Source organism: Halococcus sediminicola (genome assembly GCF_000755245.1).
Classification (GTDB): Archaea; Halobacteriota; Halobacteria; order Halobacteriales; family Halococcaceae; genus Halococcus; species Halococcus sediminicola.
Window position 1 is genome coordinate 85,397 of sequence record NZ_BBMP01000023.1, and the last position, 21,020, is coordinate 106,416.

Annotated in this window: 17 protein-coding genes and 1 pseudogene; 9 read left to right on the forward strand and 9 right to left on the reverse strand. The window is 55.6% G+C overall.

The window, feature by feature from the left end; all coding sequences use genetic code 11:
• The first annotated feature begins 313 nt into the window (after nt 1-313).
• The 3 genes from ACP97_RS14680 to ACP97_RS14690 all read left to right on the forward strand — a co-directional run bounded on the left by ACP97_RS14680 (nt 314) and on the right by ACP97_RS14690 (nt 1,430).
• The gene (locus tag ACP97_RS14680) at nt 314-754 is read left to right on the forward strand and encodes a tyrosine-type recombinase/integrase (RefSeq protein WP_237561185.1); all 441 of its coding nucleotides are present in this window, start codon (nt 314-316) and stop codon (nt 752-754) included.
• Between the two features lie 120 nt (nt 755-874).
• On the forward strand, nt 875-1,159 hold the full coding sequence (locus ACP97_RS14685) for a ribbon-helix-helix domain-containing protein (protein WP_049998591.1): 285 nt from the start codon (nt 875-877) through the stop codon (nt 1,157-1,159).
• Nucleotides 1,152-1,430, forward strand: a complete 279-nt coding sequence (locus ACP97_RS14690) for a toxin (protein ID WP_049998592.1) — start codon at nt 1,152-1,154, stop codon at nt 1,428-1,430. The genes ACP97_RS14685 and ACP97_RS14690 overlap by 8 nt, the downstream gene beginning before the upstream one ends.
• Nucleotides 1,431-1,536: 106 nt before the next feature.
• Here ACP97_RS14690 and ACP97_RS14695 read toward each other — a convergent pair.
• Nucleotides 1,537-2,080: pseudogene (locus ACP97_RS14695) on the reverse strand (OsmC family protein).
• Nucleotides 2,081-2,175: 95 nt separating this feature from the next.
• Between ACP97_RS14695 and ACP97_RS19180 the strand changes: the two are divergent.
• Both ACP97_RS19180 and ACP97_RS14700 read left to right on the forward strand, forming a co-directional pair.
• Entirely contained in the window at nt 2,176-2,460 is a 285-nt protein-coding gene (locus tag ACP97_RS19180; RefSeq protein WP_237561186.1) for a cytochrome P450, read from the forward strand.
• A gap of 1,201 nt (nt 2,461-3,661) precedes the next feature.
• Nucleotides 3,662-4,612 (forward strand): alkaline phosphatase family protein, encoded by a 951-nt coding sequence (locus ACP97_RS14700; RefSeq protein ID WP_049998593.1) that lies wholly within the window; start codon nt 3,662-3,664, stop codon nt 4,610-4,612.
• Here the strand turns inward: ACP97_RS14700 and ACP97_RS14705 are convergent.
• The gene (locus ACP97_RS14705) at nt 4,609-5,973 is read right to left on the reverse strand and encodes a sulfatase-like hydrolase/transferase (protein WP_049998594.1); all 1,365 of its coding nucleotides are present in this window, start codon (nt 5,971-5,973) and stop codon (nt 4,609-4,611) included. The two genes, ACP97_RS14700 and ACP97_RS14705, sit on opposite strands and share 4 nt — an antisense overlap.
• 1,066 nt (nt 5,974-7,039) lie before the next feature.
• Here ACP97_RS14705 and ACP97_RS14710 point away from each other — a divergent pair.
• Nucleotides 7,040-7,801 carry a hypothetical protein gene (locus ACP97_RS14710; protein ID WP_237561187.1) on the forward strand — a complete coding sequence of 254 codons (762 nt, stop codon included), beginning with the start codon at nt 7,040-7,042 and terminating at the stop codon, nt 7,799-7,801.
• 127 nt (nt 7,802-7,928) lie between these two features.
• On the opposite strand, the gene ACP97_RS14715 is transcribed toward ACP97_RS14710, so the two are convergent.
• The 5 genes from ACP97_RS14715 to ACP97_RS14735 all read right to left on the reverse strand — a co-directional run bounded on the left by ACP97_RS14715 (nt 7,929) and on the right by ACP97_RS14735 (nt 12,868).
• On the reverse strand, nt 7,929-8,813 hold the full coding sequence (locus tag ACP97_RS14715) for an alpha/beta hydrolase (RefSeq protein ID WP_394297709.1): 885 nt from the start codon (nt 8,811-8,813) through the stop codon (nt 7,929-7,931).
• A gap of 195 nt (nt 8,814-9,008) precedes the next feature.
• Nucleotides 9,009-9,872 carry an N-acetylmuramoyl-L-alanine amidase gene (locus ACP97_RS19185; protein WP_079977648.1) on the reverse strand — a complete coding sequence of 288 codons (864 nt, stop codon included), beginning with the start codon at nt 9,870-9,872 and terminating at the stop codon, nt 9,009-9,011.
• A gap of 15 nt (nt 9,873-9,887) precedes the next feature.
• Nucleotides 9,888-10,640 carry a M23 family metallopeptidase gene (locus tag ACP97_RS19190; protein WP_154020021.1) on the reverse strand — a complete coding sequence of 251 codons (753 nt, stop codon included), beginning with the start codon at nt 10,638-10,640 and terminating at the stop codon, nt 9,888-9,890.
• Nucleotides 10,641-10,679: 39 nt separating this feature from the next.
• Complete coding sequence (locus ACP97_RS14730) at nt 10,680-11,417, reverse strand: glucosaminidase domain-containing protein (RefSeq protein WP_049998596.1); 738 nt, start codon at nt 11,415-11,417, stop codon at nt 10,680-10,682.
• Between the two features lie 605 nt (nt 11,418-12,022).
• Nucleotides 12,023-12,868, reverse strand: a complete 846-nt coding sequence (locus tag ACP97_RS14735) for a M55 family metallopeptidase (RefSeq protein ID WP_049998597.1) — start codon at nt 12,866-12,868, stop codon at nt 12,023-12,025.
• A gap of 344 nt (nt 12,869-13,212) precedes the next feature.
• Between ACP97_RS14735 and lysA the strand changes: the two genes are divergently transcribed.
• Nucleotides 13,213-14,433 carry a diaminopimelate decarboxylase gene (gene lysA / locus ACP97_RS14740; RefSeq protein WP_049998598.1) on the forward strand — a complete coding sequence of 407 codons (1,221 nt, stop codon included), beginning with the start codon at nt 13,213-13,215 and terminating at the stop codon, nt 14,431-14,433.
• 234 nt (nt 14,434-14,667) lie between these two features.
• Here the strand turns inward: lysA and ACP97_RS14750 are convergent, their stop codons facing one another.
• Nucleotides 14,668-16,527, reverse strand: coding sequence for an ABC transporter substrate-binding protein (locus ACP97_RS14750; RefSeq protein ID WP_049998691.1), 1,860 nt, complete (start codon nt 16,525-16,527; stop codon nt 14,668-14,670).
• Between the two features lie 193 nt (nt 16,528-16,720).
• On the opposite strand from ACP97_RS14750, the gene ACP97_RS14755 reads away from it, so the two are divergent.
• Together ACP97_RS14755 and ACP97_RS14760 are read left to right on the forward strand one after the other, a co-directional pair.
• Nucleotides 16,721-17,746, forward strand: a complete 1,026-nt coding sequence (locus tag ACP97_RS14755) for a C40 family peptidase (protein ID WP_079977650.1) — start codon at nt 16,721-16,723, stop codon at nt 17,744-17,746.
• A gap of 3 nt (nt 17,747-17,749) precedes the next feature.
• Nucleotides 17,750-18,613 (forward strand): serine hydrolase, encoded by an 864-nt coding sequence (locus ACP97_RS14760; protein ID WP_049998601.1) that lies wholly within the window; start codon nt 17,750-17,752, stop codon nt 18,611-18,613.
• A gap of 136 nt (nt 18,614-18,749) precedes the next feature.
• Here the strand turns inward: ACP97_RS14760 and ACP97_RS14765 are convergent, their stop codons facing one another.
• Entirely contained in the window at nt 18,750-19,742 is a 993-nt protein-coding gene (locus ACP97_RS14765; protein WP_202593632.1) for a peptidase C39 family protein, read from the reverse strand.
• Between the last annotated feature and the right edge of the window lie 1,278 nt (nt 19,743-21,020).

Consider the following 21,020-nt stretch of genomic DNA (forward strand, 5'->3'; position numbering starts at 1 on the left):
GTGCCGAGAGGAAGACACATTCTTCATCAGCACACGTTCGTACGAGATGGCTCACCATCCAAAATCCAAAAACGAGTGGGCGCGGAACGGCACCGGAAGGCGCTGACCACCCGTCACACCCACGAGGATGTCCTGAACGACCGCGAGTTCGCACTTCTGCTGGAAGCGTGTACCACACTCCCTGACCCGCGAGGGTTCGAAGTGCGGTTTGTCTGCCTAGTCGGTGGGCGACTCGGCCTCCGCGCTGGAGATATAGCTCACTTCCAGACTTCATGGATCAACTGGGATCGCAAGCTCATCCGGATTCCACAGCATGAATCGTGTAGCTGTGGCTACTGTCGACGCCCAGGCCCGTCAGGAGGCAGCCCACAACGAACAGCTTACTGTACCGGATGCCCTCGCTTCACGCTGGCACCCGAAGACTATCGCCTCGGCCCGGTCGATCCCCTTCGATTTGTCGCTCCGCATCGAGTTGTGCATCGAGCGATATGCGAACCGCTACGACGGCTTTCCACGGTCGCGGGCGACCGTCAACCGGCGGGTTGAAGAAGCTGTCGAGGAGGCTGACCTCACCGGACGAATCTATCCCCACTGTCTGCGGGCGACGGCGGCCAGCTATCATGCGTATAAAGGCGTGGCTCCGGTTCCCTTGCAGGCCCTCATGGGCTGGGGCGATCTCGCGACGGCTCAGAAATACATGCGAATTTCTGGAACCGCTACTGCCGATGCACTCCGACAAGTTCACCACAGGTAGGTAATTTTCATCTCTTCTGACAGTACACCCAATACTGCATAGAGGTGTATGCAGCAGGTGGCCACTGATCCAGCGGGTACCGTCGGAACTGATTTAGTAAGACGCGCGTAATATCAGCGTATGTCCGAAGCGACTACCGGATCAGACGGAGATGACGAGATCGTCACGGTGAATTTCAAAGTCACACAGTCGTTTCTTGACGAAATAGACGGCACATGGCAGGGACGCGGGTTCAACAGTCGTAGTGAGTTCATCCGATACACCCTCCGAGACGCGACCGAATTCCCGACGTTCGACCGCGACGAACTCGTCGCTCTCCTCGAAGCAGAGGAGGACATCCGTGAGGGACGGACGATGAGCGCCGACGAAGCCCGCGAACAGTTTGGAACGGACAGCGATGAGTGAGGGCGACTGGACGTGGGAACTCACATCGAAAGCACAGGACGATCTTTCGTCCTTTTCTCCACCTGAGCAAGAGCAGATACTGAACAAACTCGACGAGATTGTCGACTCACCGTGGCGAGATCCGCCGGACTATGGTGAACCCCTCCAGAACAGTCCGCACAAGAAAGTGCGCATCGGTGAGTTCCCCGTGACCTTTCATCAATCCGAGCAACGGATGGTGGTCGCCCGAACCAAGCGTCGCGGTGGAGCGTACACTGCCGACGATGATTGATGATCCTTGCCGTACGAAACCTCTGATCGACTTGCGTTGTGAGCTCTGCCAGAGCAACTCGATCTAATCTAATTCTGTCAGAAACGGCGTGCTGCATAGAGAGGATCTATTTAGCGATCAGGCGGGTCTCAAGCGGGACCTCGTTCGTGATCATGTCCACGAGCGGTGAGGTCGCTTCGACGTGGTTTTGCAACTCCTGAAGCTCGTCCCCGGTAGCGTCAGCGTCGACGGACACCGTACAGGTAATCGACTCGTAGCCCGGACGGACATCCTCGGAGGTCGACGTCGCCCTCCATTTCGAACTGGAACTCGTCGAGTTCGATGCCCATGTGAGCAGCGTTTGCCGCGTAGCCGACGCTCAGACACGATCCGAGTGCTCCCAGCAGGAGTTCGACGGCGTTCGGTCCCGCACGCTCACCGAGGATCTGTTCGGGTTCATCACCTTGGAGCGTAAACTCGCGTGTTTGAACCGTTTCGCCCGCCTGATCGAACTCATCAATACTGGTTGTGGACTTGAGCGCGTCCTCCCATTCAGTCTCGGCACGGAACGTGAACATCCCCACATTGGGGTCATCTGAGATTCCTTCGACCGCCCTCTCAAGCGCAGAGACGTCAACGCCATTGACCGTTGCCGGTTCGGTGGTAGCCATTTCGGGTCACCAGTCTCCCCAAAGATAAGTAAGACAATAACTACATATTGGTGTGTGCTGTTCACTTGCATGTCTTGTTATGAGAGATACGCGCTTTGTATCTCACACGCTGTATCCCCCAACTACTGGAGAAGACTCGTGCAAAACTATGGATTGCTCCGATAATCCCTATAGACGATTACGCCTTCATTCCATTCGGGGGTGGACGGCGAACATGCATCGGGCGGGAGTTCGCCCGACTCGAAGCAACGCTCGCGCTCGCAACGATCGGTCAGCAGTTCAATCTCGAATGGGCCGGTGACGAGACAGATATGGCTATCGAACCAGAGATGGCGACGAAAACGCAGAACGGATTGCCGATGACGCTTCGAGGACGATAATCGGTCTTGTCTCCTACCCCGAGCTATAGCCCGTGCGGAGGTTTCCGAGTTTTTGTTCACTGATGAACACAACTAATGAACACAACTGCTGAACATAGCTACTGAACAGCTTCAATTCTGTGCTGGGTTTTCTGGCTCCTGCGACTGTTGTCGGTATTGTTGTCTCCGACTACCCGAGCCGACAGTTGCTGGTGCCATGTCGATTGTACCATCGCTAGGTACGAACACGAGCTGATGCGACTGACTCATGACGTCACTTCGCAGTCCGAGAGTTCCACATCAGCATCTCGGTGCTACCGAGTGTCATGTGATCGATAGTATCTGGTGTACAGCCACTGCAGCTGATCCGCGCGACTGTCACATCACGTTCATCGGACATCGAGAACGTAGATACTGACTGGCGACCCTTCGCCGACTGATCACTCACATCGTTCACAAAGCGCGTTCTCACTGTCGTTGATCGTGGCTCCGGTAACCGTGCGTTCGATCGCCACGGTGATCGAGCGGTGTGTCTCGACGTTCATCGGCCGCCCCCGTACTCGTTGACGACGCTGAACTCGTCACAGACGCCACAACTGTAGCCTAGAGACGACGGTCGTGGAGTTCAAAGGAGAGCGATAAGCGCTATGAGTCCTTGTTCCAAGTGCGGATACGTGGCGCTTCTCGATGAGAAGCTCAACAATCAATGCATGTGGGGTGTGCAGTCTACGGTAGTGTGATATCCTCTGCATCCTGAAGGATAGAGTATCCCACTGCCCTGCACCGCAGGCGGGTTTGTTGGTTCTTTGGCGGTTTGTGACTGCGGACAGCCACAGGGAGTGTTACGTCCCCGTTATCCCCATCAAGACACTGTTTCAGTCAAGATTCAGGCGTAGCACTTGGGACTAGCGTTGCAACGCTAGTCTGTCGCTCCGTCCTCACGATACGACGAAGGTCGTTCATCCATCTATGGGGTTGTCGAATAGTATCCGATTGTAGGCGGACATGCCACCTTCAAGACCCTCACGCTGGGCGGTAAAGAGTCTACATCTTGCGATTTCGGCGGTTTGGAACTGATGCTCAGGGTAGTGTACCCTGCACCTGAAGACGCAGGTACTATCGCCTGCCGAAATCATCGTTATAGTCTCGAGATGCGAGTAGAGAAGTAATATATCTGTTATACACAACAGTTATTATAATAGTCAGTATCTATCTACACGATATGGGGCTATCAGATTGGCTTAAAGAGACTAGTGAACGAATCGCTGCTGAAGGAGTAGACGGTGCACGGGAAAGTGCCTACGAACTTCGGGTCGGCGCGCTACGACGGGCCGATGACTTTGCCAATACTGGGACAAACATCTACGACCGCTCGTGGGACGCGCTCGTGATTCTCGACGGTTGTCGTCCCGATGTGCTTCGTGGTATCGCACCTGAATACAGTTTTCTCGATAGTTCAGGCACACATCGTTCTCCAGGATCCGCCTCCTACCAATGGATGGAGCGCACGTTTACTGACAAATACGCTGACGAAATGGCCAAGACGCTTCATGTAACCGCGAATCCACACTCAGGGCGGTTTTTCGACCGAACCGATTTTCTCGAACTAAATGAAGTCTGGCGTGACCAGTGGGATGAAGACCTCGGGACGGTCCCTGCGCGGCCAGTCACTGACCGAGCGATTCACACCAGTCGGAAACACAACGCCGACCGACTCATCGTTCACTATATGCAGCCTCACTTCCCCTCGATTCCTCAACCACTCTCCAGCGGTGTAGATCTCGATAACTGGCTCGGGGGAGCCGAACACGCGTGGCAGCAACTCCGGCGTGGGACAGTGTCCAAACGCGAGGTTTGGCGTTCGTACGTGGATAACCTGCGATACGTTCTCGACGATGTCAGGATATTACTTGAAAACCTCAACGCTAATCGAACGGTCATCACTGCAGATCACGGTAATGCAAAAGGCGAATGGGGGATCTACGGACATCCGAACGTTCCACTCGATGTCCTCCGCAAGGTTCCATGGTTTGTAACGACCGCAAACGACTGTGGTGGATACGATCCCGATATTCCAGAGCGGATCGACGAGCTATCCGCAACCGCCGATGAACGCCTCAAAGCGCTCGGATATGCGAAAGAGAAAGGAGTGGATGACCCAACGGGGGTTTAAGCATATCCGAGTGCTTCGAGTTGGCGCTGAAGTTCTTTCGAAGCCTCATCGCTTTGCGAAACGGTACGCCGGTTGATGCGATTTCGGTGGGTCTCGATGGACTCTTTCAGCAGACTCGAGTCCACTATAAGGTCATCGTTCTTGTTCTCAACCCCGAATCCATCGCGGTCTTCGTATCCATACGCGATAGGCGTTGCAACGCCTGTCAACTCGTGGTCTAATAGGGATGGATCATAACCTTCGGTCTGTGCGCGAGCCACGCTGCGCTGATTGAGCCCGTGAGATTCGGTGTACACATTGCGTTCCTCATCGGTTGGTGGGTCATCCGAAATGTAGGGGAGTACACGACCCTTCGATGATCCCTCTACGTTCGCTAATGAGAGAATCGTTCGGTGAACATCGAGAAGCGTAGTCGGTTGCTCATCGCTCTCGTTACCGATTTGGTCACCTGAAACTACAACTGGAACACGGGTAAGTTCTGGGCGGATGCCATAGGCGTGTTGCCATCCACCGCTTTCACCGAACAACTCGCCGTGGTCACTAACAGTGAAAATGACATCGAAATCGTCGCGTAGTTCGGCGAATACCGACCTATACATTGTCGAGAGATAGTCGACACTTCGGTCGTAGGCTCGGCGGAGGCGTTCACCATCAATCGGTGGGCCGCCGCCGAGTGTAGCGACGAGGCCGTTATACTCACTCGCGTCACTGAGATCATCAACTTCCTCGTTGCCAAACGAGTCAGGGATTTGGTATGGCCAGTGTGCCTCCATCAGATTGATGAACAGGAACTCCTGCTCGCCGAACTCCGTCTCACGAACGTAGTTGAGGGTCTCTTGTATACCGTTATCGTCAGGTTGGTTATCGAGGCCGAGGTCGCGGAGCTTGAGCCGCCCACCTCGTTTCAGTGATGGCCATGTAGCACAATCGTTAGTAATGCACTGACGGATTCCTCGGAGGTACCGCATCATCCCCTCATTGCGCGTCTCGGAGACAAACGTCTCCCAATCGAACGTGTTCGCAGTGAGGTTTTGTATGCGCCATCCACCATGGAAGTGGTCGAATCCGCGGTCGAACGATGAGACAGGGGTGAGGTTGACATTGTTCGAAAACGCCCGTGTTGTGTACCCAGCATCGTGGAGATCTTCAGCAAGCATCGACTGTGGACAGTCGAAAGTCGTGTTGCGAGCATGAATCCCGACCTCACTCGGATAGTAGCCGGTGAACAGCGCTGCATGAGAGGGAACAGTCCAGTAGCTTGGTGCCCATGCATTCTTGATACGAACCCCCGGTAGCCAGTCGAAATGCTGGACAAACGCGTCATAGCGGAGAGTATCAAGAACCACCAGCGCGATATTCATTGGGACCCGTTACTGACTGCCTCTATTTACTCTTTTCTCAGGCCATGCGACTATCTTAATACAGGGGGAGAATCGTGTCTCGACGAGACCACCGCGCCGTCCCGCGAACGGAACGGTTCGCGGGGCGGCGCTGCCGGCGTGCAACCGAGCCTCGCCCCGCATGGGGACGACCCGCCGAAACCTCTCCGCGGCGGTTGCGGTGCCGTCACGGTGCGGTGAAAGCTCCGTCCTCAAGGAGCCGGCGGGTAGGGCGGGGTAGCTTCAACGACCAGCGTGTACCAATTCACCCGATTGAAGCTATGGGATGGGAGGGTGTGATGCCCACTGTAACTAGAGACAGTGCGAATGCCCTCTCCGAAAGAGTACGCTACCCCCTCGCCAATGAGTCTTTTGGCTGGCCTAAATCAGAGGGTAGTTTCATCAACGAGGGCTGCATCAACTACGAATTAATTCGTACAGAGTCTGGTCTCATGCCCCGCTACGAATGTGTCGAGTGCGACTGGACAGGCGAAAAGCTATTCGACGCACTCGATCACGCTACGATGCACGAAGTCCGTCATACTGGCAAGGGTTGAGAGAAGGTGTGCCGAAGGTAAGTGGTGTGATTCGAGACTATTACACTCAGCGACTACGAGCATGACGCGATCCTGTCGAAGGACTCCAATACGAATACAACCACAAGAACAACCCAGAGGTCTGTATATATTGAAGGGATGGGAACGCTACTCGAGTGTACTACTTGTAAATCGATAGTTAAACAAGCAGCAGCGCTGCCCGGGGAAACGGTGTTCGTTTGTGAGTGTAATACGGCTCTCGAAGTCACAGGGATGGCCGATTTTGACCTGAAGGAGTCGTTGCCTAGTAAGTGGTCTGAGCGTGAGATATAGTGAAACGCGACGAGTTCAACCTGCTCAGACTCTGACGAGCAAAACAGCGACGAATAGATCTAATAGTTGGAGTACGGCGTGGAGCGTCTCTATAAGTTGGAGCACCCCGCACATAGCCGTACTTCGGCGCATCTTTGTATGCTTGGGTATTTTATACTATAGCGAGTGGAAATAAGCACATGGTGTTGCACATCAAACGCGCACTCGGCAACGGCGTCTCGAAGACACTCACAACAGCCGGGCTCGTATTCGTCGTTCTGATCGGTGTCGCCCAGATCGCCTTCTTGGCGTTGTCGAACACCCTTGCTGAGGCGTTTTTGGCAGGTCTCGACCTCCCGGCAGGGACTACCGAAACCACGGCTTCAGTCCCACTATCGCTGCCAATATCGGCGACGATGGCGGGAGTGCTCTCGATCGTTGTGCTCTTCGCATTGCAGGTGATCACGGTCGTTCTGATTCGCGTGATGACTGCGGACCATCCTGCTATCACCAGTGAGACGTACACGCGACGGATGGGGTGGGTGGTACTCAATTCGATCGTTGGCGGAATCGTCCTCGGAATCCTGTCGACAGTGGGATTCTTTCTGTTGATAATCCCTGGGTTGTTCCTGACGGTGAGTTTGTTGTTCACCGTGATCTACATCGCCGATGAAGACGAGAATTTCTTCAGCGCGATGAAAAACAGTTGGAGCCTCGCGTCGGGCAATCGATGGCGGCTGCTCGGACTGTATGTCGCCGTCTTCGTCGCGTACATGATCCTCTCACTAGTCCTCGGATTCGTCATGCCACCTGCGTCGGCCGTCTCACAGCTCGTTACGGGCATCCTTTCGACCATTTTGGTGGTCTATCTGATGGCCGTGCTCACCGACGCGTACCGCCAACTCCGTCGCGATGACCAGCCTGGACCGGAAACGGACTCCGACCCGAACACTGCTGTCTGATCGCCATCAGCCGATCTTTTCTGGATGTACATAGACACCAGACTCAGGAATTGCTCATACTTTGACTAGACAGTGCATAGATATGATATGGTATGGTATGAATCCTACTGCCGAGTCTTGCCTATCATCATGATGATGCCATATCAGAGACAACCTCGTCGGCAAGCGAAGACACGTAACCCGAGTGATTGCTGCCCACCTGTGAGGTGGCATCGTAATCCGAGTAATTGCCGGGAGTGGTGTTACCGCTCTCCGCTCCAGTTTCTCCAAGCGCCTGATCGAACTCGATTGTATTATACACCCATGCGAGCACGTCGTCCTCCTGGCTGTAGTAGTTGAACGTCAACTCGGTTTCGTAAAGGAGTGCCTCGTACGTATCGCGCCATTCGGTTGTCGGTGCTTCGTTGTCCTGTGCCGCACCGAGTAAGTGGACCGATGCAAGCTTGTACCCGTTGGCATCCCACGTCGAGTCGGCATTGAGCGTTCGGAGCGCGCTGAACACGACCTGTGCACCGAGAGAGTGACTGATGAATCGAAGCGTACCGGAACAGTTTCGTGCATAATCCAGGACAAAGTTCGCCAACTTCGGACCGTTCGATTGAGCGACTGCTTGTGCTTCGCCCCAGCCGAAGTCCACTCCACCGCCCTTGTCTGAATCCCACGTATAACCGACCAAAGTTCCGGTATATCCTGCCTCGCCCAATGCGGTGTCTGCTTCGTGGAATTTGGCCAGCGCTTCTGCTTCGGGATCATCGCCGTTTTTGTTCCAGCCGTGGACGAAGACGGTGAGATCATCAGCGCACGCCGTATCGATTCCCGGAACGTTGCCATTCGTGTCATAGCCCGTCGCTGTCCGCCCGGCTGCGAGGTCACCTCCATCTGTGAAGTGTTCGCGTGTCGAGACCAACGGGACGGTTCGACTGGCCGTGACGGTATTCGCCGTCGCGCCGACCGTGGCTATTCCGAATGCTGTACTCCCTGCTCGCGTGATGAACTGTCGTCGTTTCATGATTATTATAGTGTGAGTCGCGTGTTTCGGTAACCTGTGATTCGATGATTCGGTAGCTCTCTGGTGTTAATCTACCAGCACCTTCCGCGTGCTCGGGCCAACGATACCGTCGATATTGATACCGAGTCGTCCATGCGCCACCCCAGTTTGTATCGCCTTCATTCCCATGACTCACCGTGATTTTGTCCAATTGAGTGTTTACAGCAGGCTCATGAAGTACCCCCAATCCCAGCCCGCGCCAGGGTCGCCGTGGTGATTTGCTCCACCACCGAGGCTCGGATTATTGGGATCTGGCACCTGCTCGTGGCCGATCACTCCACCGCCGACGGTCGCGTCGGCAGGCGCGACGCCGCTCGGGTGCTTTTTCGGAATGTCGTATGCCTCGCAGACCCACCCAACGATGTCGGCAGCGTTCTGATAGAGCGAATCGGGATGGCCTTCCGCGGCGAAGCCATCGTGCTCGAAGTTCAGCCCTGTCGTGTTGTAGTCGTAGTTGCCAGCCGTGTAGGCGATGTCCGAGTCATCGACCATCTGAGTGATCTGCCCGGCGTCGTTGCCAACGACATAGTGGGCGCTCACTCCCGAGTCCGGATTGTTGAACACGTTGATACCTGTCTGATAGGACCCCTCGATGGTGTGGATAATCGCCCACCGGATGTCGCCCGCAGAGCGGTTCGCCGTGCCGTAGTTGCCCGCAGCGGCTTGGTCGTATCGCACCGATGGCTTGCCGCCACCGCCGCCACCCGGGCTGGTGGAATCGAGATAGCGTTCGACCGACCAGCCCCAGATGTCGGCATTGAGCCAGTGGATACCCCACCATGTGTAGCCGTCTTTGGTCTCGGGACCGTTCATCACCTCTCCAACTGTGCCCGACGGCATCGTATCGAGCACGCGTGAGGCGGTGCCGGGTCGGTGCCGTGTGTTCAGATCGGTCGTCGACTCAACTCGATCACCATCGCTGAACGCGCTGGCCGTCCCGCTGAGGACGATAGGTGTAGTGAGGGCGGTTGCGGCGGTGCCGATACCTTTGGCGAACGTCCGCCGACTGAGTTTTCGTGTCATGGACGTGTTCTCTGTTCAGATGTCAACGTAGTCTTTCGGGATTGCGTCATTTGCAGTGATGTTCTGTCCGTCGCTACCGGGGATTGACTGATGAGTTTGATTTCGCTCAATAGTGAAATGGAGGTGCGGGCCAGTCGAGTTGCCGGTGTTACCCATACCAGCTATCTGTTGTCCCCTCGACACGCTTTCACCCTGTGAGACATCAAAGCTGTTCAGGTGGCAATACATCGTCTGATAACCGTTCTTATGACCGAGTTTGAGATAGTTCCCACAACCCCCGGCTTGGTAACTCCGAATGTCAACGACACCATCGCGGGCCGCGTAAATCGGTTCGCCGATATTACCGTTGGCCCCAATGTCCACTGCGTAGTGGCCGGAGCGGTCGCCGTACGGCGACGTGATGTAGCCGGTAATCGGCCACGTGAAGTCCGCTCCGCCACTTCCACCGCCGCCATCAGCGGACGTGAGATAGCGTTCGACAGACCAGCCCCAGATGTCGGCGTCGAGCCAATGGATGCCCCACCACGTGTAGCCGTCCTCGGTTTCGGGGCCGTTCATGACTTCGCCGACCGTTCCGGGAGCCATTGTCTGTAGGATGCGTGATTCAGTACCCGGCCGGTGGCGTGTGTTGAGGTCCGTCGTCGGTTCGACTCGGTCGCCGTTACTGAACGCGCTGGCCGTCCCGCTGAGGACGGCGGGTGTGGCGAGGGCGGTTGCAGCGGTGCCGATACCTTTGGCGAACGTCCGTCGTGAGATCTTTCGCGTCATTGGTTGATTTTGAGTTGAGGATCGATTTTCGATTTTGAGTTATGCGCGGACGAGGTAGCGTTCGACCGACCAGCCCCATACGTCGTCGCTCCAGTGAACACCCCACCATGTGTAGCCGTCCTCGGAGACGGGACCGTTCATGATCTCGCCGGTAGTGCCCGTGGGTTGGGTGTCAAGCACACGTGATTCGGTACCTGGTCGGTGGCGCGTGTTCAGATCGACGGTGGATTTGATCTGCTCGCCATCACTGAATCCGCCACCGCCACCACCGCCACCGCCGCCACCCCCGCCACCATCGGGAAGCTCGGCATCGAGATCATTCATGATGCTGGCGATTTTCTCGGCCCAACGGTCGTCGGTAGCGTAGTGGACGTTCATCGCACGCAGCGACGTCCCCTCGTACCAGTCGCCACCCGATGTGAGATATTCCGTATCGACGTACGCCATTACCTCGCGCACGCACTGAGCAAACGACGCGTAACCGTCGGCGCACTCCGAGGGACAGATGTCGCGCGCATCGAACCCGTAGATGTTGTTTTTCTCTTGGGCGATGTTGCTACGCCCCCACGCGGATTCGAGCGCTGCGTGGGCAGCCATGTAGACGGCGTTGATTTGCCGTTCGCTTTGCACGACCGCCCATGTATCTCCGAGGCCGACGAGCGGACTGCCTGGCGAGACGGCATCGACGGCCGCATCGAGTTCCCTACCCGTGACATCGGCGGTTTGTCTGAGGTCGCTATCGATGGTGTACGACCGCGCAGCGGCCGTCCCAGTCATCGATAACCCTCCGAGGGCGACGACCCCGGCTGTACCTGCACCTTTCAAGAACCATCGTCGTGAGCGGTTCATACCTCTTCTCTCGGTATCGGGAACAAACTTTTTTAATCTTATGGCCGCAATTTATATGACCACTAATAACTGGGTATATCGGCAAACAAACGGATTCTTTCCCCCAAAGATGGTTGACTGAGTGCGGAGTAGGTAGACGAAACAGACGATGAGGACAATTGGGACGAGCATTTAGAGCCATCCGAGGGTTCCACTCGTCCAGCCGCCCAATCCCATACGAGTCCACTAATTGTTCGTCCCCGAATGTGCGCTGGCGAGTCCACTTCCGATCCCGACTCCGAGTGTCCCGGCCAGAAGTCCCGTTGTTTCAGTTTGTAGCGTTTTCGCGCTCGTTTTGATTGCATTCATCTGATGATTGTACCACTGTATCGTTTGCTCTCGGGAATTCACCGAGAATGTAGCGCAGTTTCGGATAGCGCTCAACAAGCGGCTGGCCGTCAACGAAGACGAAGAACTGTCCGCTGACTCAATAAGAGGGCACCAATAGAGCACTCTACTGTCAAGCATCTCGTCGGCTTGGCGATCAGACCAGATTAGCCGTACTGAGCGTCGGTTCCGGCTCCACCCGCTCGTAGCATGGCGATCGAGCGTTCGTAGACATCGGGATAGTTGTCGCCCTCAACACGCGTTGTGCGGCTGTCGGTTCTCGTGACGTCTGGAGTGCCGGCTGCACGGGCTGCCTGATTCGTTGTTGCCCAGTCGGCTTCGATTCGGATCGGCGTATCAACCATCGGCACGGCTACATCACCATCGGCAGCAGTGGAAACTGCGCGCTCGGCGTGGTCACGGATTGCTGCTTGTGTCTCCGAAACGGGCCGGCAGTACGCTGTGAAGCGGTCGATACCGCGTTTCACTGCCACTGTTTCGATCTCATCGCCCAATTCGGTACGTGCTTCGGTAGCAGTCACGTCATCGCCGGTCACCAACACCACGGGAACGTCAAGTGCACCAGCTAGTCTCGCGTTCCACCCGAGTTCGCCGACTTCGTGGTCGTTCACGCGAAGTCGAACCAGTTTCCAGCCGAAAAACGTGTGATTGAGCACGCCAGAGGATGTCCCTGCCTTAGCGTGGTAGCCAACGAACAGCGCGCCGTCATATTCGTCGGAGAGCCCCTGCATCATCGACCGAGGCTTTGTGTTTCCGCGGATCAGCTGTGCTCGCTCGTCTATCTCGACACGATCGAGGTTTCGCATGGAGGAATGAGAATCGTTTACAAGAATTTCAGTTGCACCGGCTGCGACCGCACCCTCGATCGCCGCGTTCACATCGCTATGAAACAACTCCTTCCCACGTCGATATTCTGCGGTACCCATCGTGACGTCTTCGGAAGTCGCAATCCCGGAGATACCTTCCATATCGGCTGAGATGAATATGCGCATGCATTCGGTGCCGTTCGCTATAGCTTTAATTTTCCGATTATAATACCGGTTTGAATATGTGTGTTGACAGACATCCGAATATAGTTGCCATATAGGTCATTTTTGAAGTAAGACTGATTCCCCACTCTTATTTATATTTACTTTGCTTGCATTCAACGCAACAGAGACAGAAGTGATATGAGCGCTTCGCCCAGCAGTCGAGTCATGCCGAAATACGCACAGAGCGGGGCGGGAGGACAGCGAATCAACGGATGGGAGCACAATGTAGCCAAACGACTGATCGGCGCTCTCTGCATCGAATTCAATGTCTGTGGCCTTCTCCACTGGGAAGAGAGGCCGTGCGGATGAGCGGAGGCGACGTGCGCAGACTTGCAGACTGGGATAGGGCACACTTGCGCTCACTGGCTGCTAAATACGGGACGCCCTTGTACGTAATTGATCTGGAACGCGTGCGCTCGAACGCGCAGCGCGTGTGCAGGGCTTTTCCTGACGCACATATCCAGTACGCTGTAAAGGCTCATACCGGGCATACGGTACTTAAGACCGTCCGTGAGGCTGGTCTCGATGCCGAGTGTGCGTCGGCTGGTGAAGTCGCTCGCGCGTTCGACGCAGGCTACGGGGCAAACGACATACAGTACACTGCGGTCAACCCACCCGACAAGGACTTGGACTATATCGTGGATTGCTGGCGTGAGAATAACGCTCTTACTGTCACCGTTGGTGCACGTGATACGCTGTTACGCCTCTCTGAACGAGGATACGATGGTCGCCTCTGCATACGCGTTAATCCTGGCGTTGGCGCGGGTCACCACGAGATGGTTCAAACGGGTAAGGACGCCAAGTTTGGCGTACCCTACAATCGTGCGGCTGATGTCGTCGCCGAAGCTCGTGATTATTTCGACGTGATCGGTCTCCATGCCCATGCCGGGTCGGGCATCGATGTCGACCAACTTGAGAACCACCGTGAACTCGTACAACGGATGGGGACACTCGCCCGTGAGGTAGGTGACTTGGAATTTGTGGACGTTGGCGGTGGTTTCGGTGTCCCCTATCGGAAGGACGAACCACCGTTTGACTTGCGTGTTGTCGCTGACGCGACGCGGGAGGCAATAGGTGAGATAAGTGCTCAACTCGCTATCGAACCTGGCCGCTATATTGTCGCCGACGCAGGCGTCCTGCTGACGACAGTCAATACGATTAAACCTGCTCCAAAGACGACCATTGTCGGCGTTGACGCTGGCATGACGACACTACTTCGTCCAGCACTCTACGACGCTTTCCACCCAATGGCTATCCTCGCTGATCGAGGTGATAGCCCCATTACCGTCACCGGTCCAATCTGTGAATCATCCGATGTTTTCTGCACCGACCGTCCACTTGGTACACCCAAACGAGATGACGTTATCGCCATCGGCAACGCCGGGGCATATGGCTACGAAATGGCGAGTACGTACAACTCCCGCCCTCGTCCCGCTGAGATAGCGCTCGCGAACGGGACAAACCGTATCGTCCGTCAGCGCGAGACGCTCGCTGACCTCACGCGTTTGGAGAAGGACGAACCATAAGCTTCGGCGACGGGATAATCGCGGTCGAGAAATACCACGCCACGGAGAACGATTCCTCGTCGGAGATACGAAAGTAGCGGCGGTTCCCGACTACGCGGTGTTCGCCAGCGCTCACTGCGACCGGAAAACGGACCTCGATCCCGATCTCGATGGAAAACGCCACGGCGCGGATGGCGTTCTCTTTCTTGCTATCGAAGAGGACCATGACTCGACGCGAGTGAAGATGGAACTCGTTCAGCCGCGCTGCTTGGCGATCTTCACATCATTCAATTGCTGACGATTGCTCGCCATTCCACCAAATGCTGGAATGTCGACCCAGTTGTATCTGAACCTCTCGCCGAGGCTGTTATAGACCGGGAGAAGACTGACATCTTCCCAGTTTGCTTCCTCTATCTCGGTGTATGCCTTATTACGGGCGCGTTCAGCTTTTTTCGTCGGGTCTTGGTTGTTCAAAACTCGTTGGTAGGCCTGCTTCGCCTGCTCAGCCGCGTCGCCATTTTTCGATGTCCAATTGGCTCCCGTGAGCGATTCCGGTTTCGAGGTGTCGGTCTGGGGAGGATTGAGGAGCTGGAGGAAGTTGTCAGGTGCCGGCCAATCGGCAATCCAGTTGAGCGTGTAAATTTCGACCTTTCCATTATGTACGCGTTCAAGTAACGTCGAAAACGGAGCCTGTTGGATCTCCATCTTGATATACGCGCTCGACAGTTGGTCGCGCAACAGTTTGCTGAGCTCGAGCCATGTGTCGTCCTGATACTGCGTCCACGTTATGGTGTACTGGTTGTCCGGCCCATATCCCGCCTTTTTCATGACGTTTCTCGCCTTATCAAGTTGGGTTTTCGCGTATCCGTAGGGGTAGTTCTGCTTTGCGTGTTTCTCGTAGGCTTTCGCGCCGCCGGGATAGATCGACGGCGGCGTGAAAAGATAGGCCGGTGAGCCACGACCTTTGAACACCTCCTTGATTATCTGATCCTGGTTCACTGCGTAGGCGAATGCCTGTCGGACGGGCTTCGGCACTCGTGCCATGTTGAAGCCAAGATAGTAGGTGATAATTAACGGAACTGAGGAGTATTGGACCGTTTCACCGTTTTTGAGCGGTCCATAGGTCCCGAACTCTCGTCCAAGGTCATCCGGGCCACGTTTGATGTTGATTTTACTTTTGTCGTACTGTGAGGTCGGAATATCGAAGCTATCGGCGTTTTTCGCTATCGCGTACTGATACGCCGACGAGCTTTTGTCGATTATTTGCCAATGAACGCCTGCGATAGATGCCTTGCCACCGTAATAGTCGTCAAATCGCGTGATTTCGATCTCAGTTCCAGGTTGATAGTTATTCAGTGTGAATGGCCCTGTCCCGATCGGGTTGCTACTCGAAAATTTCTCGTACGACATCTCGCCGTCGTACCCCTTGATGTCACCGAGAATGTCCTCCGGGATGACTGCAAAGGTGTTGTACGCGAGCACCTCCATCGCCGCGTGAAACGGTTCAGAGAGTGTGATTTCGAGGGTTTTCTCATCCACGGCTTTGAGCGCCAAGGAATCGGGTTTGTAGGTCTCCTCGCCGTCCTGAGTGGTCGTTTCGTGTTTGACGCCGAGCGAATCGAGTATGAAATAGGCTCGATTGGAATTCTTCGAGGCTGCGAGACGCTCCCACGAGTAGATGAAGTCCTGTGCGGTGACGTCCTTTCCGTTGTGGAATTTCGCGTCCTTCAGTTTGAAAGTATAGGTCGTATTGTCTTCGGCCAGCTTGAAGTTCTTTGCGAGGCCTTTTTCGGGAGTTGCCTTCCCGTTCGGATAGCTCATCAGCATATCGTACAACTGGTGGTTAACGTATCCACTCACGGCGTCAGTCGCTGCGACTGGATCAAACGTTGTCACGCTGCTGCTGGTCAGTTGCAGTGTCTTCGAAGAATCAGCCTCAATATTTTGTTTCGTTCCCTGACCGCCGCTGCTACTGTTATTGGCGTTTTCTTTCTTTTTCGTGGCGTTGTTGCCACCATCATTGCTCCCGGAACAGCCGGCAAGAGCGACTGCCGTCGCTACTCCGCCGGTAGCTTTCAGGAAGGAACGCCGGGTCCGTTTGTCACTGTCTTTCATCCGTATCATCTGCTGAAACCGAATGTATATAATATTTTTGTAGCTATTTATATGGAACAAGCGAGTTTTTCTGAATATGATCGCCTGAGCGAGTTCATGCAAGCATTGGCTTCGAACGCTGTCCGCAACACCGCTCAAGAAAGCGAGACCGATAAGCGATAGACCTTTGATAGGTGCGTGCACACCGTCGTGGGTGAATCAGACCGCTCACTCCCTGTCCCTTGCAGTTCGTCGCGTTCGGACGCGATACGCGCCCGACGACAGGGTAACCGTATTCGACGTGGATGTCGACCACTCGACAACCGTTCCGACCATTCGTGGCGTCGTCTCCGAACCGTACCTTCGAGAGCGAGTGCTCGCGGCCGCACGCGATGTCCGTGACGAGTTCGACACCGCGGTTCGCGTTCTTGACGCCTCTCCACGAACAGTAGCCGTTTCCGTCGCCTCGGTCCGTGGCGAGCCGTCGACGGACGCTGAACAAGTGACACAGGTGCTACGGGGTGCCGCAATAACTGCCTACGAACCGGACGATCAGGAAAGTCAGGGTCATGAAGGATGGACCCAAGTGCGCGTTCCCGACGGTTACATAGGGTGGATCGAATCAACTCAGCTCACCGATGTCGCTGATATCAGCCCGGAGCATGTCATCTGTCGCCGGGTCGACGCCGGATCGACTACGCTCCACGCTGGTACAGACATCGCCGTCGAGACGGTTGAGAACGGCCGGACAACCGGTCGCCTCCGAACTGGAGAGGCCGTCACGGTCCCGGCCGACGCCGTCACGCGGCCGAAACCGCCCGGCGGTGACGAGTTCGTTGAGATAGCCAAACAGTTTCTCGGTACCGAATACGAGTGGGGCGGAATAACGACCGAGGGGATCGATTGCTCCGGTCTCGTATGGATTCCGTATTACGTGGCTGGCGTTTCCCTCCCGCGAGATGCGGACCAGCAGCGAGCGATGGGACCGACCATCGCTCGCGATAACCTCAAACCCGGCGACCTGCTCTTCTTTCCAGGTCATGTTGCGATCAGTCTCGGCGGCGACGAGTACATCCACGCCTACGGCGATGATGATGCAGTCGTCATCAGCAGTCTCGACCCAGATGCCGAGAACTATCTCGAGTTGCACGACGACACGTTCGAGATGGCGATTCGTATTCTCCCTCGTGCTGGAGACGAAGGGATGAGCACGGGCGAGGGCGAAGAAAATGATCTCTGATACATGCGTCCCGCGACACCACCGAAGACCCGAGTCGAATTCCGCGATCGAGTCGACGCCTTCGGCGATCGCCTCGATGCACGCTTTGGGGCTTTCTTCGGGTTTCCCACGACCCCAGGAACCTTCGACGTCGTCCACACGGTGCGGCCCAACGAGCGCTTCACCAGCGCGAGTCTGATTAAACTCTTCGTCCAGTACGCGCTCTATGACCGCTACGATGGCCGACTCGATGCCCTCACCGAACCATACGGTCTTGCGGCCGAAAATCGGGTCGCTGGCACCGGATTGTTTCACCTCCTTGACGATCCGGATCCGACATTAGAGGATCTCGCCATGGCGATGATAGGTATCAGCGACAACGCGGCGACGAACGAACTCATCGACCATCTTGGCCGAGAGAAAATAAACACCGTCCTCAACGAGTTGGGCTACGCCGACACCCGCCTCGGACGGAAGATGATGGTGACTGGCGGTGGGACCAAAGACCTGCCGCCGGGCATCTCTGAGAATGTCACCTCACCGCGCGATGTTGCCAGCTTGGTAGCTGATACGGTCCACGAGACAACACTCTCGTCAGTTGCGTACGACCGTCTTCGGGTTCCGCTTCGCCACCAGCACGACACCTCGATGGTTGCTCGCTATCTCCCGTTGGGCGTAGACATCGAACACAAGACGGGAGAGCTGACAGACGCCGTTCTCGACGCCGGAACCCTCCGCATCGAAGATTGCGACCCCCTCGTCTTCGCCGTGTTTCTTGACGAACTTGATTCTCCCGGGGAGGGGACGGACGTCCTCGCATCGGTTGGTGCGCTCGTATACGATTGGCTCGAAACGCACAGAGAAAGTGACGGACTGGCGGTAGGGTGACGTCAACCCCAATCCTATCTGGAGTCGAAGTCCTAGTTCAACGAAATGATCTACCGGCCGTTGTTTGAGACGTCCTCAACACGGAATTCGAGACAGTCTCTGACCGTGGCGTCGGTCGTACTCGATCGGATGCCCGCTATCGCTGTTTCGTCCCAGTTGGATGTGCCGGGTGCGTGTGTTCGGGTAGATAGATGATATAGACGATTCCGCCGCTTCCCGTAGTGCGTTGCCAGACATTCTCGAACGCCGCGCGCGAATAGATACATCGCACATCCTCGTTGGTCGGTGCAAACGGGTCGTTGGCGACCACATCCCCGTCTTCAGTGAAACCGACGATTACCATCAAATGCCCATCTGTCCCATACCCCGCACTAGGCAATTCATCCGCCTCGAACGACACCGAAGTGATGACGGGAATACCGGCCTTGATGTATTGTTCCAATTCGGTCAGAGAGCGGAGTCGGGTCACGAAGCCATCGAGACCAAACCGTCCGGCATATGCGACGTTGAACGGCCAGTTGCCGGCACCATCGTAGCTGTAATCGTAGGTTCCGCGCACGGCGAAGTCGACTTGCGGGTCTTTGTAGTCTGGGTTGACCCAGCTCATCTGTTCGTCAGTAGGACCGCGCCCCCAGTACGAGAGGATCATCGCGGTGGAGGTAGGGCTGCACCACGCCTCGCCACCACCGTCCCACTTCGGATACTCTCCCTTGTGAATCTCCTGTGAGTACTTCGGTACGTCCAGTACGATGCCTTCTGCTCCGCCGAGCGGACTGGCGTCGACGTGCTTTTGTTCCGATAGGTGGGAGGCCATGACGCTGGCCGAGTGTACCACTGGCGAGTGCTCACTATTGGGCAGTCGATAAAGCGTCACACGCAGCTGATACGAACGCAGTGTAACTCCATCGACTGCTTTGAAGGTATCCACAGTAACTCGGCCGAACTCATCGTCTTGATCTGGGACGGAAGTGCGATGGATATCCATATCCGTCATTGCCCAGCGCCCCATGACGTACCAGCCGGTGCGGTCACCGCTGGTGGTCGTCCCTCGTATTTCTATTTCCAGCCATGTATCTGATGGAACATCCGCGGTCCACGATGCGATCAGTTGTTTTGCTCCGAAACTCACCGAGTGTACTGGTGATGTCCACCGGCTGTACCTCCAAGTTTTCGTGCTATAACCCAACGGATCGGTGTACTCGCACTTTCCAATGGAGTGTGCGATAGTGAGCGACCCGGCTCGATTCGTGGGTCGCGTCCCGCTGAATTGGCCCGGAGCGAAGTCTTGCGGTGAAGTCCATCGTTGGACATCGATGCGCCTCCTTTGTGCAGAAGTTTCACCGTTTCCGGAACTGATACCCGCTAAATTGCTTGTGAGTCTGGCTACATTCTCCGATTTCATAGTAGTTGGTCGAGAAATCACTCGGTTTTTATCACTGTTGTGACAATCACTACCTTGCGTCATTGATATGCCGATGCATTTCTACGACTAATAGGTTGCGCTGAATCAAAAGCGGATATCAACGGTAGATATCGAATTTGGCGGGTGTGGGCGGAAACATCGTTCGGGAATGAGTACATGCACAAGTAAGCGATGCGAATGATGAACCTGGCTATCTTCCGATGGAGCGTTCCAAGCGTTACAGTAGTCTTATTCCCAATCCCAGCCCGTGTCAGGGTTGCTGTGGTGATTCGCTTCATTACCGAGGCTCGGATTATTAGGATCAGAAATCTGTCGTGATCGATTACTCTACCGCTTGTGGCCGCGTCAGCGAGTGCGACGCCACTCGAGCTTTCGGAATGTCGTACTCTTCACAGAGTCATTCGACGTGTCGGTGACGCCGTTTCGAGAGCGTTCGAAGTTGGTCGAGCGCCATCTATTGAGTGTTGGGACGACGAGAGCACCGCGAGCGCTATGAGGGCGCTTTTTCGGACTATAATATCTTTGCTCGGCTATACACGCTCAAACGCTCTGCGGAGATCGACTTGGCAAATTCGCGCTAGTGCAGGTACAGCAATACTGAATCCCACAGCAAGACCAGCCAAGAAAATCAGTTCGTTCACGGGCCTGTCCTCCGAGTCATCGCAGTCGTCACTCGGCTAAGCTCCGTTCCGCCCCAGGTCGAACATCTACTGGAGCCAGTACAGTAGTGCTCCCCGGCTGTGGTTATACCGATAGCGCAAAATTCGCCCCAACTCGAACACTGCATCGCGCTTGGTTCCATAGACGCTGGTTCTACTGGCACCGTTAAAGCGGCGAGCCATGCGTTGTGAAAGTGGAATCGAGCCTTGGAAACGCTTCCAAGTGCTTCTCGATAGCGACGTGTAGCGTTGACTGTCCTTGTTGGACTATTCGTTCGCTTCTCACCCCGTATTGAAAAAGAGCGGGTGACAGTCGAAGGTGGTA

What these genes read in the sequence shown, in the direction of transcription:
- ACP97_RS14680 (WP_237561185.1), top strand. Translation starts at nt 314, where the DNA reads ATGAATCGTGTAGCTGTGGCTACTGTCGACGCCCAGGCCCGTCAGGAG.
- ACP97_RS14685 (WP_049998591.1), top strand. Translation starts at nt 875, where the DNA reads ATGTCCGAAGCGACTACCGGATCAGACGGAGATGACGAGATCGTCACG.
- ACP97_RS14690 (WP_049998592.1), top strand. Translation starts at nt 1,152, where the DNA reads ATGAGTGAGGGCGACTGGACGTGGGAACTCACATCGAAAGCACAGGAC.
- ACP97_RS14700 (WP_049998593.1), top strand. Translation starts at nt 3,662, where the DNA reads ATGGGGCTATCAGATTGGCTTAAAGAGACTAGTGAACGAATCGCTGCT.
- ACP97_RS14705 (WP_049998594.1), bottom strand. Translation starts at nt 5,973, where the DNA reads ATGAATATCGCGCTGGTGGTTCTTGATACTCTCCGCTATGACGCGTTT.
- ACP97_RS14710 (WP_237561187.1), top strand. Translation starts at nt 7,040, where the DNA reads ATGGTGTTGCACATCAAACGCGCACTCGGCAACGGCGTCTCGAAGACA.
- ACP97_RS19185 (WP_079977648.1), bottom strand. Translation starts at nt 9,872, where the DNA reads ATGACACGAAAACTCAGTCGGCGGACGTTCGCCAAAGGTATCGGCACC.
- ACP97_RS19190 (WP_154020021.1), bottom strand. Translation starts at nt 10,640, where the DNA reads ATGACGCGAAAGATCTCACGACGGACGTTCGCCAAAGGTATCGGCACC.
- ACP97_RS14730 (WP_049998596.1), bottom strand. Translation starts at nt 11,417, where the DNA reads ATGACTGGGACGGCCGCTGCGCGGTCGTACACCATCGATAGCGACCTC.
- ACP97_RS14735 (WP_049998597.1), bottom strand. Translation starts at nt 12,868, where the DNA reads ATGCGCATATTCATCTCAGCCGATATGGAAGGTATCTCCGGGATTGCG.
- lysA (WP_049998598.1), top strand. Translation starts at nt 13,213, where the DNA reads ATGAGCGGAGGCGACGTGCGCAGACTTGCAGACTGGGATAGGGCACAC.
- ACP97_RS14750 (WP_049998691.1), bottom strand. Translation starts at nt 16,527, where the DNA reads ATGAAAGACAGTGACAAACGGACCCGGCGTTCCTTCCTGAAAGCTACC.
- ACP97_RS14760 (WP_049998601.1), top strand. Translation starts at nt 17,750, where the DNA reads ATGCGTCCCGCGACACCACCGAAGACCCGAGTCGAATTCCGCGATCGA.